The sequence below is a fragment of the Pseudomonas sp. LY-1 genome, from assembly GCF_053502595.1.
In genome coordinates, this window is sequence record NZ_CP094353.1 from 2,057,168 (window position 1) to 2,073,478 (window position 16,311).

General features: G+C 61.5%; 12 protein-coding genes. 8 read left to right on the forward strand and 4 right to left on the reverse strand.

Going from position 1 to position 16,311, the window contains the following annotated elements; genetic code table 11:
• Positions 1-35: 35 nt before the first annotated feature.
• The 4 genes from MOQ67_RS09410 to MOQ67_RS09425 all read right to left on the reverse strand — a co-directional run bounded on the left by MOQ67_RS09410 (position 36) and on the right by MOQ67_RS09425 (position 3,732).
• The gene (locus tag MOQ67_RS09410; RefSeq protein WP_017848858.1) at positions 36-776 is read right to left on the reverse strand and encodes a YciK family oxidoreductase; all 741 of its coding nucleotides are present in this window, start codon (positions 774-776) and stop codon (positions 36-38) included.
• A 187-nt stretch (positions 777-963) separates the two neighbouring features.
• The gene (gene mupP, locus MOQ67_RS09415; protein WP_026140262.1) at positions 964-1,635 is read right to left on the reverse strand and encodes an N-acetylmuramic acid 6-phosphate phosphatase MupP; all 672 of its coding nucleotides are present in this window, start codon (positions 1,633-1,635) and stop codon (positions 964-966) included.
• Between the two features lie 4 nt (positions 1,636-1,639).
• Positions 1,640-2,338: a bifunctional 2-polyprenyl-6-hydroxyphenol methylase/3-demethylubiquinol 3-O-methyltransferase UbiG gene (ubiG, locus tag MOQ67_RS09420; protein ID WP_017848856.1), complete on the reverse strand. Its 699-nt coding sequence runs from the start codon at positions 2,336-2,338 to the stop codon at positions 1,640-1,642.
• A gap of 62 nt (positions 2,339-2,400) precedes the next feature.
• Positions 2,401-3,732: a TRZ/ATZ family hydrolase gene (locus MOQ67_RS09425; RefSeq protein WP_046384283.1), complete on the reverse strand. Its 1,332-nt coding sequence runs from the start codon at positions 3,730-3,732 to the stop codon at positions 2,401-2,403.
• A gap of 109 nt (positions 3,733-3,841) precedes the next feature.
• Between MOQ67_RS09425 and mtnA the strand changes: the two genes are divergently transcribed.
• The 8 genes from mtnA to rpsA all read left to right on the forward strand — a co-directional run bounded on the left by mtnA (position 3,842) and on the right by rpsA (position 16,203).
• Positions 3,842-4,918, forward strand: coding sequence for an S-methyl-5-thioribose-1-phosphate isomerase (gene mtnA / locus MOQ67_RS09430; RefSeq protein ID WP_057003757.1), 1,077 nt, complete (start codon positions 3,842-3,844; stop codon positions 4,916-4,918).
• Between the two features lie 423 nt (positions 4,919-5,341).
• Positions 5,342-7,996, forward strand: a complete 2,655-nt coding sequence (gene gyrA, locus MOQ67_RS09435; protein ID WP_448675918.1) for a DNA gyrase subunit A — start codon at positions 5,342-5,344, stop codon at positions 7,994-7,996.
• A gap of 166 nt (positions 7,997-8,162) precedes the next feature.
• Positions 8,163-9,248, forward strand: a complete 1,086-nt coding sequence (gene serC, locus MOQ67_RS09440; protein ID WP_198717673.1) for a 3-phosphoserine/phosphohydroxythreonine transaminase — start codon at positions 8,163-8,165, stop codon at positions 9,246-9,248.
• Positions 9,248-10,342 (forward strand): prephenate dehydratase, encoded by a 1,095-nt coding sequence (gene pheA / locus MOQ67_RS09445; protein WP_017848851.1) that lies wholly within the window; start codon positions 9,248-9,250, stop codon positions 10,340-10,342. The genes serC and pheA overlap by 1 nt, the downstream gene beginning before the upstream one ends.
• Positions 10,343-10,351: 9 nt before the next feature.
• Entirely contained in the window at positions 10,352-11,464 is a 1,113-nt protein-coding gene (gene hisC, locus MOQ67_RS09450) for a histidinol-phosphate transaminase (RefSeq protein ID WP_017848850.1), read from the forward strand.
• A 28-nt stretch (positions 11,465-11,492) separates the two neighbouring features.
• On the forward strand, positions 11,493-13,703 hold the full coding sequence (locus MOQ67_RS09455) for a bifunctional prephenate dehydrogenase/3-phosphoshikimate 1-carboxyvinyltransferase (RefSeq protein ID WP_232925478.1): 2,211 nt from the start codon (positions 11,493-11,495) through the stop codon (positions 13,701-13,703).
• Complete coding sequence (gene cmk, locus MOQ67_RS09460) at positions 13,700-14,389, forward strand: (d)CMP kinase (RefSeq protein WP_017848848.1); 690 nt, start codon at positions 13,700-13,702, stop codon at positions 14,387-14,389. The genes MOQ67_RS09455 and cmk overlap by 4 nt, the downstream gene beginning before the upstream one ends.
• Positions 14,390-14,508: 119 nt before the next feature.
• On the forward strand, positions 14,509-16,203 hold the full coding sequence (gene rpsA / locus MOQ67_RS09465) for a 30S ribosomal protein S1 (protein WP_003218806.1): 1,695 nt from the start codon (positions 14,509-14,511) through the stop codon (positions 16,201-16,203).
• Positions 16,204-16,311 lie beyond the last annotated feature (108 nt).

The window sequence follows — 16,311 nt, forward strand, 5'->3', positions numbered from 1 at the left end:
ATCGGGGGCAAGCCCCCTCCCACAGGTGTCGGCCGTTACTGCGCGTCGAACGCTTGCCCGTTGATCCCGCTGCTGTCCGGCCCCATCAGGTATAGGTACACCGGCATGATGTCTTCCGGCGCCGGGTTGTCGGCCGGGTTTTCCCCCGGGTACGCCTGGGCCCGCATGCTGGTGCGCGTGGCGCCGGGGTTGATGCTGTTGGCCCGTACTGGCGCAACGGTGTCGAGCTCGTCGGCCAGGGTTTGCATCAGGCCTTCGGTGGCGAATTTCGATACGCCATAGGCACCCCAATACGCCCGGCCCTTGCGCCCGACGCTGCTGGAGGTGAACACCACCGAGGCGTCCTGGGACAGCTTGAGCAGCGGCAACAGCGTGCTGGTCAGCATGAACATCGCGTTGACGTTAATGTGCATCACCCGCATGAAGTTCTCACCGGACAACTGCTCGATCGGCGTGCGTGGGCCGATGATCGAGGCGTTGTGCAGCAGGCCGTCGAGGTGGCCGAATTCCTTTTCGATCATCGCCGCCAGCTCATCGTATTGATGGGGCAGGGCGGTCTCCAGGTTGAACGGGATCACCACCGGTTGCGGGTGGCCGGCGGCTTCGATCTCGTCGTACACCTGGGCCAGGTTGGCTTCGGTCTTGCCCAGCAACAGCACGGTCGCGCCATGGGCGGCATAGGTTTTCGCCGCCGCCGCGCCAATCCCGCGACCGGCACCGGTCACCAGGATGACGCGGCCTTTGAGCAGTTCGGGACGTGCAGAGTAATCAAACATAAATAGCCTCGACAAAATTCACTAGGTGACCAACACCGAGCTGGAAAACACTGAAGATCCAATGTGGGAGGGGGCTTGCCCCCGATTGCAGTGTGTCATTCAACACATTCATTGACTGAACCACCGCAATCGGGAGCAAGCTCCCTCCCACATTGGATCTTCATAGGTCAGCAAGACCGGTAGACCATCAGCAACTGCACAGCGCGTTATCCAGCACCTTGCGCAATTCCAGCGGGTGATCCACCACCACATCTGCGCCCCAGTGGCGCGGGTTGTCGTCCGGGTGGATGTAGCCATAGGTGACCGCCGCCGTGCGGGTGCCGGCGTCGCGGCCGGACTCGATGTCGCGCAGGTCATCGCCGACGAACAGCACGCTGGCCGGGTCCAGGTTGAGCATCTGGCACGCCAGGATCAACGGCTCCGGGTGTGGCTTGCTGTTCGTCACGTGGTCTGGGCAGATCAGCAGCGCCGAGCGCTCGGCCAGGCCCAGTTGCTGCATGATCGGCTCGGCAAACCGCAACGGTTTGTTGGTGACCACGCCCCAGATCAGCTTGGACTTTTCGATGTCTGCCAGCAGCTCGGCCATCCCGTCGAACAACGCGCTGTGGATCGCGCAGCCCTTGAGGTAGCGCTCGAGGAACTCCAGGCGCAGTTCTTCAAAGCCCGGGGATTCCGGGTCCATCGAGAAGGTCACGGCGACCATCGCCCGCGCGCCGCCGGAGATTTCATCGCGGATATGCTGGTCGTTGATCGGCGCCAGGTCACGGTCGGCGCGCATCGCCTGGCAGATGGCGATAAAGTCCGGCGCGGTGTCCAGCAGGGTACCGTCCATATCGAAGAGAACCGCTCGCAACTTCACAGGCTTACTCCTCGCGCAGGGTCTGGATCATGTAGTTGACGTCGACGTCGCTGGCCAGCTTGTAGTGCTTGGTCAGCGGGTTGTAGGTCAGGCCGATGATGTCCTTGACGCTCAGCCCGGCCTGACGGCTCCAGGCGCCCAGCTCGGAAGGGCGGATGAATTTCTTGAAGTCGTGGGTGCCGCGCGGCAGCAGCTTCATGATGTATTCGGCGCCGATGATCGCGAACAGGTAGGCCTTGGGGTTGCGGTTGATCGTGGAGAAGAACACCTGGCCGCCGGGCTTGACCATGCGGAAGCAGGCGCGGATCACCGAGGAGGGGTCCGGCACGTGTTCGAGCATTTCCAGGCAGGTGATCACGTCGAACTGCTCGGGCATTTCCTCGGCCAGGGCTTCGGCGGTGATCTGGCGGTATTCGACGTTCACCCCGGATTCCAGCTGATGTAACTGGGCCACGGCCAACGGCGCTTCGCCCATGTCGATCCCCAGCACGGTGGCGCCGCGCTGGGCCATGGCTTCGCTGAGGATGCCGCCGCCGCAACCGACGTCCAGCACCTTCTTGCCGGCCAGGTTGATGCGTTCGTCAATCCAGTTGACCCGCAGCGGGTTGATGTCGTGCAGGGGTTTGAACTCGCTTTCGCGGTCCCACCAGCGGTGGGCCAGGGCTTCGAATTTGGCGATTTCGGCGTGGTCGACGTTGCTCATGGTGGTTCCTCTAAATCGGATAAATCGGTTTGTCAGCCCTGAACCCGGGTTCAGGACCGGCGTTATTCGCGGTGCCCGCTGATGCGCTGGCCCCAGGCAATGGCCATGGCGGTCAACTGTGGTTCATCCATGCGGGTCAACTGCCGGTTGTCGAGCAACTGCTTGCCGGCGACCCAAAGGTGTTTCACGCTATCGCGTCCGGTGGCATATATAAGCTGTGAGACCGGATCGTAGATCGGTTGTTGCGCCAGCCCCGAAAGATCAAAGGCGACGATATCTGCCGCCTTGCCAACCTCCAGCGAGCCAATCTCGCCCTCCAGGCCCATGGCGCGGGCGCCGTTGAGGGTCGCCATGCGCAAGGCACGATGGGCATCCAGGGCGGTCACCGAACCGGAGACGGCCTTGGCCAGCATCGCAGCGGTACGGGTTTCGCCCAGCAGGTCGAGGTCATTGTTGCTGGCGGCGCCGTCGGTACCGATGGCCACATTGACGCCAGCCTGCCACAGACGCTCCACCGGGCAGAAGCCGCTGGCCAGTTTCAGGTTCGATTCCGGGCAATGGATGACGCTGGTGTTGCTTTCTACCAGCAAAGCCAGGTCGTCCTCGCTGATTTGGGTCATGTGAACGGCCTGAAAGCGCGGGCCCAGCAGGCCAAGCCGGCCGAGGCGCGCCAATGGGCGTTCGCCGGTCTGCTCGACAGACTGTTGTACCTCGAACGCGCTCTCATGCACATGCATATGGATCGCCGCGTCCAGCTCCTCGGCGATCACCCGGATCTTTTCCAGGTTGGCGTCGCTCACGGTGTAGGGCGCGTGGGGGCCGAAGGTGATCTTGATGCGCGGGTGATGCTTGAGGTCGCCGAACAACTCGATGCCCTGGCGAATCGCCTCGTCGGCGCTGCTGGCGCCGGGAATCGGGAAGTCGAGGATCGGAATCGCGATCTGCGCGCGCATCCCGCTGTTGTGGACGCAATCACTGGCGACCTTGGGAAAGAAGTACATGTCCGAGAAGCAAGTAATGCCACCCTTGAGCTGTTCGGCGATGGCCAGGTCGGTGCCGTCGCGCACGAAGGCTTCATCGACCCACTTGGTCTCGGCGGGCCAGATGTGTTTTTCCAGCCAGGTCATCAGCGGCAGATCATCGGCCAGGCCGCGAAACAGGGTCATCGCCGCGTGGCCGTGGGCGTTGATCAGGCCGGGGCTGAGCAGCATGCCCGGCAGCTCGCGCACTTCACTGGCGGAAAGTTTCAGTGCCGCGGCCCGCGGGCCGATAAAGGCAATACGCCCATCGCGGATGCCCAGGCCATGCTCCTTGAGCACCACGCCGGCGGGTTCGACAGGTACCAGCCACGTCGGCAGTAGCAATAAGTCGAGCGGGGCGGCAGTGGAGGTCATCGCAGGCTTCTTCCCGGGCAGCAATAAAAGAAGGGCGAAGTATACCCGAGCGTCCTGGCTGGCGGATCGCTATAATCGGCGGCTTTTGTTCATGAGTGCGGGGTGAGGGATGCGCGATCGACTGTTGGCTGCGGAGAAAGTGAAGGCCATCGATTGGCGCGATGGCGCACTGCACCTGCTCGACCAGCGTGTTTTGCCGTCCCGGGAAAGCTGGGTGACCTGCTCCACGGTCGATGAAGTGGCCGCGGCTATACGCTCGATGGTCGTGCGCGGCGCAGCGGCCATCGGCATCAGTGCCGCCTACGGCCTGGTACTCGCCGCCCGCGAACGGATCGCCGAGGGCGATGACTGGCAGGCTGGATGGGAAGAAGACTACGCACTTTTGGCCGATACCCGCCCGACCGGCGCAAACCTGCTCTGGGCCCTCAAACGCATGCGCGACCGCCTGGACCGTCTCAAACAGCACGCCGACCCGCTGGCGGTGCTGGAGGCCGAAGCCATCGCGATCCATGAGAGCGACCGCGAAGCCAACGTCGTCATGGCCCAGTTGGGCGTCGAGCGGATTCGCAAGCACCAGGGCAACGCCCAGGCGATCCTGACCCATGGCAACGCAGGCGCCCTGGCCACAGGAGGCGTCGGCACGGCCCTCGGCGTGATCCGCGCGGCCTTCCTGGAGGGGCTGGTCGAGCAGGTCTATGTCAACGAAACCCGGCCATGGTTGCAAGGTTCGCGGCTGACGGCGTGGGAATTGGCTGGCGAGGGGCTGCCCGTCACGGTCAATGCCGACTCGGCGGGCGCGCATATCCTCAAGACCAAAGGCGTGACCTGGGTGATCGTCGGCGCCGACTGCATTGCGGCCAACGGTGATGTGATCGGCAAGATCGGCACTTATCAATTGGCGGTGTGCGCCATGCACCATGGCGTGCGTTTCATGGTGGTGGCGCCGAGTTCGACCCTGGACCTGATGATGGCCTCCGGCGACGACGTGGCCCTGGAAGAGCGCGCTGCGGGCGAGTTGCTGGACGTCGCCGGGCAGCGTTTTGCTGCGGATGTGAATGCCTTCAATCCGGTGTTTGATGTGACCCCGGCCGACTTGATCGACGTGATCGTGACCGAAAAGGGTGTTGTCGAACGGCCTGACACGGCCAAGCTCGCCAAGTTGATGTGCCGTAAACGCCTGCATTGAGGGCTTTGGTGGCTGTTAGATTGCCATCGGGAGCAAGCTCCCTCCCACATTTGACTGTGTTCACAATTTGAGTGTGGCAGGGGGCTTGCTCCCGATTGGCCTTGAAAGGCCATGGTTTCTTCGGATCTGCCGCGAAAAAACAGCACCACCCCGGCTCTAAGCCCCTCTCGTCGCCCTCAAGCCTGTCATCCGTCAACTTACTATGCTCCATGCCCGTCAGGGGGATAGGTGCGTGGCGGCGATTGTGATAACATCCGGCGGTTTCCAGGGTCGCCCCGAGGGGCTGCCTTTAACGTGCAGATCCGTGTCATAACTCGTTGATTTGTCGTAAGTCGTTGCCAGGCACCATGCCGGCAGCGGCGAGCTTCGTTCGTCCCATATGGATGTGACGAGGTTTCACCCGAAAAAGGAATCAGGCTTCTCATGGGCGAACTGGCCAAAGAAATCCTCCCGGTCAATATCGAAGACGAGCTGAAACAGTCCTACCTCGACTACGCGATGAGCGTAATTGTCGGTCGGGCACTGCCTGATGCGCGCGATGGCTTGAAGCCCGTGCACCGGCGTGTGCTGTTCGCGATGAGCGAGCTGGGTAACGACTGGAACAAGCCGTACAAGAAATCTGCCCGTGTTGTCGGTGACGTGATCGGTAAGTATCACCCTCACGGCGACATTGCGGTGTACGACACCATCGTTCGGATGGCCCAGCCGTTTTCCCTGCGCTACCTGCTGGTAGACGGCCAGGGCAACTTCGGTTCGGTCGACGGCGATAACGCCGCGGCCATGCGATACACCGAAGTCCGCATGACCAAGCTGGCGCACGAGCTGCTGGCCGACCTGCACAAAGAAACCGTGGACTGGGTGCCGAACTACGACGGCACCGAAATGATCCCGGCGGTCATGCCAACCCGTATTCCCAACCTGCTGGTCAACGGCTCCAGCGGTATCGCCGTGGGCATGGCCACCAACATCCCGCCGCACAACCTCGGTGAAGTCATCGACGGTTGCCTGGCCCTCATCGACAACCCCGAGTTGACCGTCGATGAGCTGATGCAATACATCCCGGGCCCGGACTTCCCGACCGCCGCGATCATCAACGGTCGCGCCGGCATCATCGAAGCCTATCGCACCGGCCGTGGCCGCATTTACATGCGCGCCCGCTCGATCATCGAAGACATCGACAAGGTCGGTGGCCGCCAGCAGATCGTCATCACCGAGCTGCCTTACCAGTTGAACAAGGCGCGTCTGATCGAGAAGATCGCCGAGCTGGTCAAGGAGAAGAAGCTCGAAGGCATCACCGAGCTGCGCGACGAGTCCGACAAGGACGGTATGCGCGTCGTGATCGAGCTGCGTCGTGGCGAAGTGCCTGAGGTGATCCTCAACAACCTCTACGCCCAGACCCAGCTGCAAAGCGTGTTCGGTATCAACGTCGTGGCCCTGATCGACGGTCGCCCGCGCATCCTGAACCTCAAGGATCTGCTGGAAGCCTTCGTCCGTCACCGTCGCGAAGTCGTGACCCGCCGCACCGTGTTCGAACTGCGCAAGGCCCGCGAGCGCGGCCACATCCTGGAAGGCCAGGCGGTTGCGCTGTCGAACATCGACCCGGTCATCGCCCTGATCAAGGCTTCGCCGACCCCGTCGGAAGCCAAGGAAGCGCTGATCAAGATGCCGTGGGAATCCAGCGCCGTGGTGGCGATGGTTGAACGCGCCGGCGCCGATTCCTGCCGTCCCGAGACCCTCGACCCGCAATACGGTCTGCGCGACGGCAAGTACTTCCTGTCGCCGGAACAGGCCCAGGCCATCCTCGAACTGCGCCTGCACCGCCTGACCGGTCTGGAGCACGAGAAGCTGCTGGCCGAGTACCAGGAGATCCTCAACCAGATCGGCGAGCTGATCCGCATCCTCAACAGCGCCGTGCGCCTGATGGAAGTGATCCGCGAAGAACTGGAAGTGATCCGCGCCGAATACGGCGACGTGCGCCGCACCGAAATCCTCGATGCGCGTCTCGACCTGACCCTGGGTGACATGATCCCGGAAGAAGAGCGCGTCGTGACCATCTCCCACGGTGGCTATGCCAAGACCCAGCCATTGGCTGCGTACCAGGCCCAGCGTCGTGGCGGTAAAGGCAAATCGGCTACCGGCGTCAAGGATGAGGACTACATCGCTCACCTGCTGGTCGCCAACAGCCACACCACGCTGCTGCTGTTCTCCAGCAAGGGCAAGGTGTACTGGCTGAAAACCTACGAAATCCCGGAAGCCTCCCGTGCCGCCCGTGGGCGTCCGCTGGTCAACCTGCTGCCGCTGGACAGTGATGAGTACATCACCACCATGCTGCCGGTCGATGAATACACCGAAGGTCACTTCATCTTCATGGCCACCGCCAAGGGCACCGTGAAGAAGACCCCGCTGGAATCCTTCAGCCGTCAACGCAGCGTGGGCCTGATCGCCCTGGAGCTGGATGAAGGCGACGTGTTGATCTCCGCAGCCATCACCGATGGCGAGCGTGAAGTCATGCTGTTCTCCGATGGCGGCAAAGTGACGCGCTTCAAAGAATCCGACGTGCGTGCCATGGGCCGTACCGCCCGCGGTGTGCGTGGGATGCGCCTGCCGGAAGGGCAGAAGCTGATTTCCATGTTGATCCCGGAAGAAGGCAGCCAGATCCTCACCGCTTCGGCGCGTGGTTATGGCAAGCGCACCGCCATCAGCGAGTTCCCGGAGTACAAGCGTGGCGGCCAGGGCGTTATCGCCATGGTCAGCAACGACCGCAACGGCCGTCTGGTCGGCGCGGTACAGGTGCTCGATGGCGAGGAGATCATGCTGATTTCCGACCAGGGCACCCTGGTGCGTACCCGTGTCGCCGAAGTATCGAGCCTGGGCCGTAACACCCAGGGCGTGACGCTGATCAAGCTGGCCAACGACGAAACGCTGGTTGGCTTGGAACGCGTCCAGGAACCGTCGGAAGTCGAAGGCGAAGAGCTGGAAGGCGAGGCATTTGACGGCGAGGTGATCGCAACCGGCGATGACAACGTCGATGAGCCGACCCTCGACGCTGCCGCAGACGAAGAAGAACCGCAGGAATAAGCGGACAAACAGGGGGGGCGGATGAAGATTCGCCCCTTGTTGTTTGTCACCTTTGAAATATCAATGCTCCCCCTGTAGGAGCGGGCAAGCCCGCTCCTACAGGCAGCGTTAGCAGTTAATATTCGATTTATTGCACCACCCCCACCAGATCAGAGTGAGATTGGATGTGAGCAAGAGAGCCTATAACTTCTGTGCCGGTCCCGCGGCGCTTCCTGAAGCAGTCCTGCAGCGCGCGCAGGGTGAACTCCTCGATTGGCATGGAAAAGGCCTCTCTGTGATGGAAATGAGCCATCGCAGTGATGAGTTCGTGTCCATCGCCACCAAGGCCGAGCAGGACCTGCGCGACTTGCTGGACATTCCCTCCGACTACAAAGTGCTGTTCCTGCAGGGCGGCGCGAGCCAGCAGTTCGCCCAGGTGCCGCTGAACCTGCTGCCCGAAGACGGCACGGCCGATTACATCGATACCGGTATCTGGTCGCAGAAAGCCATCGAAGAAGCTGCGCGCTACGGCAACGTCAACGTCGCCGGTACCGCCAAGCCTTACGATTACTTCGCGATTCCAGGTCAGAACGAGTGGAAGCTGTCGAAGGACGCGGCCTACGTACACTACGTGGCCAACGAAACCATCGGCGGCCTGGAATTCGACTGGGTGCCGCAAGTGGGTGACGTGCCGCTGGTGTGCGACATGTCCTCGGACATTCTCTCGCGGCCGATCGATGTGTCCAAGTACGGCATGATCTACGCCGGCGCGCAGAAGAACATCGGCCCGAGCGGCATCCTGGTCAACATCGTCCGTGAAGACCTGCTCGGTCGCGCCCGCTCGCTGTGCCCGACCATGCTCAACTACAAGGTCGCGGCCGACAACGGCTCGATGTACAACACGCCGCCGGCGTTTGCCTGGTACCTCTCGGGCCTGGTGTTCGAGTGGCTCAAAGAGCAGGGCGGCGTTGCCGCCATGGGCAAGCTCAACGAAGTGAAGAAGCGCACCCTGTACGACTTCATCGACGCCAGCGGTTTGTACAGCAACCCGATCAACCTGACCGACCGCTCGTGGATGAACGTACCGTTCCGCCTGGCCGACGACCGTCTGGACAAGCCGTTCCTGGCCGGTGCCGAGACGCGCGGCCTGCTGAACCTCAAGGGTCACCGTTCGGTGGGCGGCATGCGCGCCTCCATCTATAACGCTGTCGATATCAATGCCATCAACGCGTTGGTGGCCTACATGGCAGAGTTCGAAAAGGAACACGGCTAATGTCTGAGCAAGAACTCAAGGCCCTGCGTGTACGCATTGACAGCCTGGACGAGAAAGTCCTAGAGCTGATCAGTGAGCGCGCGCGCTGTGCCCAGGAAGTGGCGCGGGTGAAGATGGCGTCCCTGGCGGAAGGCGAAGTGCCGGTGTTCTACCGTCCGGAGCGTGAAGCCCAGGTGCTCAAGCGCGTGATGGAGCGCAACAAGGGGCCGTTGGGTAACGAAGAGATGGCGCGGTTGTTCCGTGAAATCATGTCTTCCTGCCTGGCGCTCGAGCAGCCGCTGAAAGTGGCTTACCTCGGCCCGGAAGGCACCTTCACCCAGGCGGCGGCGATGAAGCACTTCGGCCACGCGGTGATCAGCAAGCCGATGGCAGCGATCGACGAAGTGTTCCGTGAAGTGGCGGCCGGCGCGGTGAATTTTGGCGTGGTGCCGGTGGAAAACTCCACCGAAGGCGCGGTCAACCACACCCTGGACAGCTTCCTTGAGCACGACATGGTGATCTGCGGCGAAGTCGAGCTGCGCATCCACCACCATTTGCTGGTGGGTGAAAACACCAAGACCGACAGCATCAGCCGCATCTACTCCCACGCCCAGTCCCTGGCCCAGTGCCGCAAGTGGCTGGATGCCCATTACCCGAATGTCGAGCGCGTGGCGGTGTCCAGCAACGCCGAAGCGGCCAAGCGGGTCAAGGGCGAGTGGAACTCGGCGGCGATTGCTGGCGATATGGCGGCGGGCCTGTACGGCCTGACGCGCCTGGCCGAAAAAATCGAAGACCGCCCGGACAACTCCACGCGCTTTTTGATGATCGGCAGCCAGGAAGTGCCGCCGACTGGCGACGACAAGACCTCGATCATCGTCTCCATGAGCAACAAGCCCGGCGCGCTGCATGAACTGCTGGTGCCGTTCCACGACAACGGGATTGACCTGACGCGCATCGAGACTCGTCCTTCGCGCAGCGGTAAATGGACCTACGTGTTTTTTATCGACTTCATCGGCCATCACCGCGATCCGCTGGTCAAAAGCGTGCTCGAGAAAATCAGTCAGGAAGCCGTGGCACTCAAGGTGCTGGGCTCTTACCCGAAAGCGGTTTTGTGAGGCGTTAACATGAGTGGCAACTTCCTCGCCCTGGCGCAGCCGGGCGTGCAACAACTGTCGCCTTACGTTCCAGGCAAGCCTGTGGACGAGCTGGCGCGTGAGTTGAACCTGGACCCGGCGAAGATCGTCAAGCTGGCCAGTAACGAGAACCCTCTGGGTCCAAGCCCCAAGGTGCTGGCGGCGATTCGTGAAGAACTGGCCGAGCTGACCCGTTATCCGGATGGCAACGGTTTTGCCCTCAAGTCCCTGCTGGCGCAGAAGTGCGGGGTCGAGCTGAATCAGGTGACCCTGGGCAATGGCTCCAACGACATTCTTGAACTGGTCGGTCGTGCCTATCTGGCGCCCGGCCTGAACGCCGTGTTCAGCGAGCACGCGTTTGCGGTCTACCCGATCGTCACCCAGGCCGTCGGTGCCGATGCGCGGGTGATTCCGGCCAAGGACTGGGGTCACGACCTGCCGGCCATGCTGGCGGCGATCGATGCACAGACCCGCGTCGTGTTTATCGCCAACCCGAACAACCCGACCGGCACCTGGTTCGATGCGCAGGCACTGAACGACTTCCTACAGGATGTGCCGGAACATGTGCTGGTGGTGCTGGACGAGGCCTACATCGAGTACGCCGAAGGCAGCGACCTGCCCGACGGCCTGGATTTCCTCGCGGCCTACCCGAACCTGCTGGTCTCGCGCACATTCTCCAAGGCTTATGGCCTGGCGTCGCTGCGCGTCGGTTATGGTCTGTCGACGGCGGTGGTGGCCGATGTGCTCAACCGTGTGCGTCAGCCGTTCAACGTCAACAGCCTCGCCCTGGCGGCGGCCTGCGCAGCGTTGCAGGATGCCGAGTACCTGGAAGAAGGGCGTCGCATCAACGAAAGCGGCATGCTGCAGTTGCAGGCAGGCTTTCGTGAGCTGGGCCTGGGCTGGATTCCGTCCAAGGGCAACTTCATCTGCGTCGATCTCGGCCAAGTGGCGGCCCCGGTGTTCCAGGGCTTGCTGCGCGAAGGCGTGATCGTGCGTCCGGTGGCCAACTACGGCATGCCGAACCACCTGCGCATCACCGTCGGTCTGCCGGCTGAGAACAGCCGCTTCCTGGAGGCGCTGGCCAAGGTTCTGGCCCGTGGTTGATGTCACTGCATTGCAACCTGCTGTGCCTATGATCGGTCGCCTGGTGGTGGTCGGTCTGGGCTTGATCGGTGGTTCCTTCGCCAAGGGCCTGCGCGAGAGTGGGTTGTGTGGCGAAGTGGTCGGCGTGGACCTGGACCCGCAATCGTGCAAGTTGGCGGTTGAGCTGGGTGTCGTCGATCGCTGTGAAACCGACCTGGCGCGCGCATGCCGGGGCGCCGATGTGATCCAGCTCGCCGTGCCGATCCTGGCTATGGAGAAGTTGCTGGCGGTGCTGGCCGGCATGGATCTCGGCCAGGCGATCCTCACCGACGTCGGCAGCGCCAAGGGCAATGTGGTGCGGGCGGCGCAGCAGGCGTTTGGCGAGATGCCCGCGCGTTTTGTGCCGGGCCATCCGATTGCCGGTTCCGAGCAGAGCGGGGTGGAAGCGTCCAATGCGCAGTTGTTCCGTCGGCATAAAGTGATTCTGACGCCGCTGGCGCAAACCGACCCGGCGGCCTTGGCCGTGGTCGACCGTCTGTGGCGCGAGCTGGGCGCGGATGTCGAGCATATGCAGGTCGAGCGCCACGACGAAGTGCTGGCGGCGACCAGTCATCTGCCCCATCTGCTGGCGTTCGGATTGGTGGATTCGTTGGCCAAACGCAACGAAAACCTCGAGATTTTCCGCTATGCCGCCGGTGGCTTTCGCGATTTCACGCGGATCGCCGGCAGCGACCCGGTGATGTGGCACGACATCTTCCTCGCCAACCGCGAGGCCGTGTTGCGCACCCTGGACACTTTCCGCAGCGACCTTGACGCCTTGCGCGACGCGGTCGATGCCGGGGATGGCCACCAATTATTGGGCGTGTTTACCCGTGCGCGGGTGGCGCGTGAACATTTCAGCAAGATCCTGGCACGCCGGGCCTACATGGAAACCGCAGTGAACGCCGACGACCTGACTTTCCTCGCCAACCCGGGCGGCCGCTTGAGCGGGCGTATCCGGGTGCCGGGCGACAAGTCGATCTCCCATCGGTCGATCATGCTCGGTTCGTTGGCCGAGGGCGTGACCGAAGTCGAAGGTTTCCTTGAGGGTGAAGATGCCCTGGCGACCTTGCAGGCGTTTCGCGACATGGGCGTGGTGATCGAGGGGCCGCACCACGGGCGCGTGACCATTCATGGTGTCGGGCTTCATGGTTTGAAGCCGGCGCCGGGGCCGATTTATCTCGGTAACTCCGGCACCTCCATGCGCCTGCTGTCCGGCTTGCTCGCCGCACAGGCCTTCGACAGCGTGCTGACCGGCGATGCTTCGTTGTCCAAGCGCCCGATGAACCGCGTGGCCGAGCCGCTGCGGAAGATGGGCGCGGTGATCGAAACCGGGCCGGAAGGGCGCCCACCGCTGACCATCCGTGGCGGCCAGAAGTTGAAAGGCCTGACGTATGTGCTGCCGATGGCCAGTGCGCAGGTCAAATCCTGCCTGCTGCTGGCGGGCCTGTATGCCGAGGGCAAGACGTCCGTCACCGAGCCGGCACCGACCCGCGACCATACCGAGCGCATGCTGCGCGGTTTCGGTTATCCGGTAGAGGTCGTGGGTGCAACGGCGACGGTCGAGTCGGGCCATGCGCTGGTCGCCACCCATATCGAAGTGCCGGGGGATATTTCCTCGTCGGCATTTTTCCTGGTGGCGGCGTCGATAGCGGAAGGTTCCGAGCTGTTGCTTGAACATGTCGGCGTCAATCCGACGCGCACCGGGGTGATCGATATCCTGCGGCTGATGGGCGCGGATATCCGCCTGGAAAACCCGCGCGAAGTGGGCGGCGAACCGGTGGCCGACTTGCGGGTGCGGGCGGCTGCGTTGAAAGGGATCGAGATCCCCGAAGCGCTGGTGCCGTTGGCAATCGATGAATTTCCTGTGCTGTTTGTGGCTGCTGCCTGCGCTGAAGGGCGAACCGTCCTGCGCGGTGCACAAGAATTGCGGGTCAAGGAGTCCGATCGTATCCAGGTCATGGCCGACGGTCTGCTCGCCCTTGGCGTGAAGTGTGAACCCACCCCTGATGGGATTATCATTGACGGTGGCCTGATGGGCGGTGGCGAAGTGCATGCCCATGGCGATCACCGGATCGCCATGGCGTTCAGCGTGGCTTCGCTGCGGGCAACGGCGCCGATTCGTATCCGTGACTGCGCCAATGTTGCTACGTCTTTTCCGAACTTTCTTACACTGTGTGCCCAAGTCGGCATCCGTGTTGCCCAAGAGGCTCAATTGTGAATATCAAAGCACCGGTGATTACCATCGACGGGCCAAGCGGCTCGGGCAAAGGCACGATCGCCGGCATCCTGGCCAAGCGCCTGGGCTGGTGCCTGCTGGATTCCGGCGCGCTGTACCGCCTGCTGGCATTTGCCGCCCGCAACCACGGCGTCGACCTCACCAACGAAGAATCCCTGAAGCTGCTGGCGGCGCACCTTGATGTGCAGTTCGTCGCTGCGACGGAAGGTCATCCCCAGCGCATCATCCTGGAAGGGGACGATGTGACCGATGACCTGCGTAACGAACAAGTCGGTTCCTGGGCCTCCCAGGTTGCCGCGCTGCCGGCCGTGCGTGATGCGCTGTTGCAGCGCCAGCGCGCGTTTCAGGAACCGCCGGGCCTGGTAGCCGATGGCCGCGACATGGGCACGGTGGTATTTCCCGAGGCGCCGCTGAAGATTTTCCTGACCGCCAGCGCCGAGGAGCGGGCGCGTCGCCGCTACTTGCAGTTGAAGGGCAAAGTGGATGGTGTTAGTCTGTCGAGTCTGCTAGATGAGATCCGTGCACGCGACGAGCGTGATACCCAGCGCGCAGTAGCCCCGCTCAAGCCGGCGGCTGATGCCATACAGCTGGATTCAACGGAGTTGTCCATCGAGCAGGTGCTGGAACGCATCTTGAGTGAAATCGCTATTCGCGATATCGCCGGGTGACCAAGAAGTCTGCAGGGGACCAGTCATAGTCCTGCGGTGCTTCTTTTAATTGAAACTAACCCACACCGTCTGGGGCGTGGAGATGGGCGTATTCTTCGCCCTTATCAACAGGAATTAAAATGAGCGAAAGCTTTGCGGAACTCTTTGAAGAAAGCCTAAAAACCCTGAACCTTCAGGCAGGCTCCATCATCACCGGTGTTATCGTTGATATCGATTACCAAGCTCGCTGGGTAACCGTTCACGCTGGTCTGAAGTCTGAAGCACTCATCCCGCTTGAGCAGTTCTACAACGACGCTGGCGATCTGACTATCAATGTCGGTGACGAAGTTCACGTTGCTCTGGACTCGGTTGAAGACGGTTTCGGTGAAACCAAGCTGTCCCGTGAAAAAGCCAAGCGCGCTGAATGCTGGATTGTTCTCGAAGCAGCCTTCGCAGCTGAAGAAGTGGTCAAGGGCGTTATCAACGGTAAGGTTAAAGGCGGCTTCACTGTCGACGTTAACGGCATCCGTGCGTTCCTGCCAGGTTCTTTGGTCGACGTCCGTCCAGTGCGCGACACCACGCACCTGGAAGGCAAGGAACTCGAATTCAAGGTCATCAAGCTCGATCAGAAACGCAACAACGTTGTCGTTTCCCGTCGTAGCGTCCTGGAAGCAGAGAACTCCGCCGAGCGTGAAGCTCTGCTGGAATCCCTGCAGGAAGGCCAACAAGTCAAAGGTATCGTCAAGAACCTCACCGATTACGGCGCATTCGTCGATCTGGGTGGCGTCGATGGCCTGCTGCACATTACCGACATGGCTTGGAAGCGTATCAAGCATCCTTCCGAAATCGTCAACGTTGGCGACGAGATCGATGTCAAGGTTCTGAAATACGATCGCGAACGCAACCGTGTTTCCCTGGGCCTGAAGCAACTGGGTGAAGATCCATGGGTCGCTATCAAAGCCCGTTACCCAGAAAGCACCCGCGTGACCGCGCGTGTTACCAACCTGACCGACTACGGCTGCTTCGCTGAGCTGGAAGAAGGTGTTGAAGGCCTGGTACACGTTTCCGAAATGGACTGGACCAACAAAAACATCCACCCTTCGAAAGTCGTACAAGTCGGCGACGAAGTGGAAGTTATGGTTCTGGACATCGACGAAGAGCGTCGTCGTATCTCCCTGGGCATCAAGCAGTGCAAATCTAACCCATGGGAAGATTTCTCTGGCCAGTTCAACAAGGGCGATAAAATCTCCGGCACCATCAAGTCGATCACCGATTTCGGTATCTTCATTGGTCTGGACGGCGGCATCGACGGCCTGGTTCACCTGTCCGACATCTCCTGGAACGAAGTGGGCGAAGAAGCTGTTCGTCGCTTCAAGAAGGGCGACGAGCTGGACACCGTTATCCTGTCGGTTGACCCAGAGCGCGAGCGCATCTCCCTGGGCATCAAGCAACTGGAAAGCGATCCGTTCTCCGAGTACGTTCAAGAGAACGACAAAGGCGCAATCGTTAAAGGCATCGTGAAAGAAGTTGACGCTAAAGGCGCCATCATCACCCTGGCCGACGATATCGAAGCGACTCTGAAAGCCTCCGAAATCAGCCGTGACCGCGTTGAAGACGCGCGCAACGTTCTGAAAGAAGGCGAAGAAGTAGAAGCCAAGATCATCAGCGTTGACCGCAAGAGCCGCGTAATCCAGCTCTCCATCAAGTCGAAAGACGATGCTGAAGAGAAAGAAGCCATCCAGAGCCTGCGCGACAAGCCAGCTACCTCTGAGCCTTCTGCTGGTCCTACCACTCTGGGCGACCTGCTGCGTGCACAAATGGAAAAACAGAACTGAGTTCTGTCAGACCATAGAAAAAGGGCGACTTCGGTCGCCCTTTTTTGTGCCTGAAATTTGTTGAATCAACAACTTAGAATCACGTAGAGCTGATCGGTGTCAGAACTG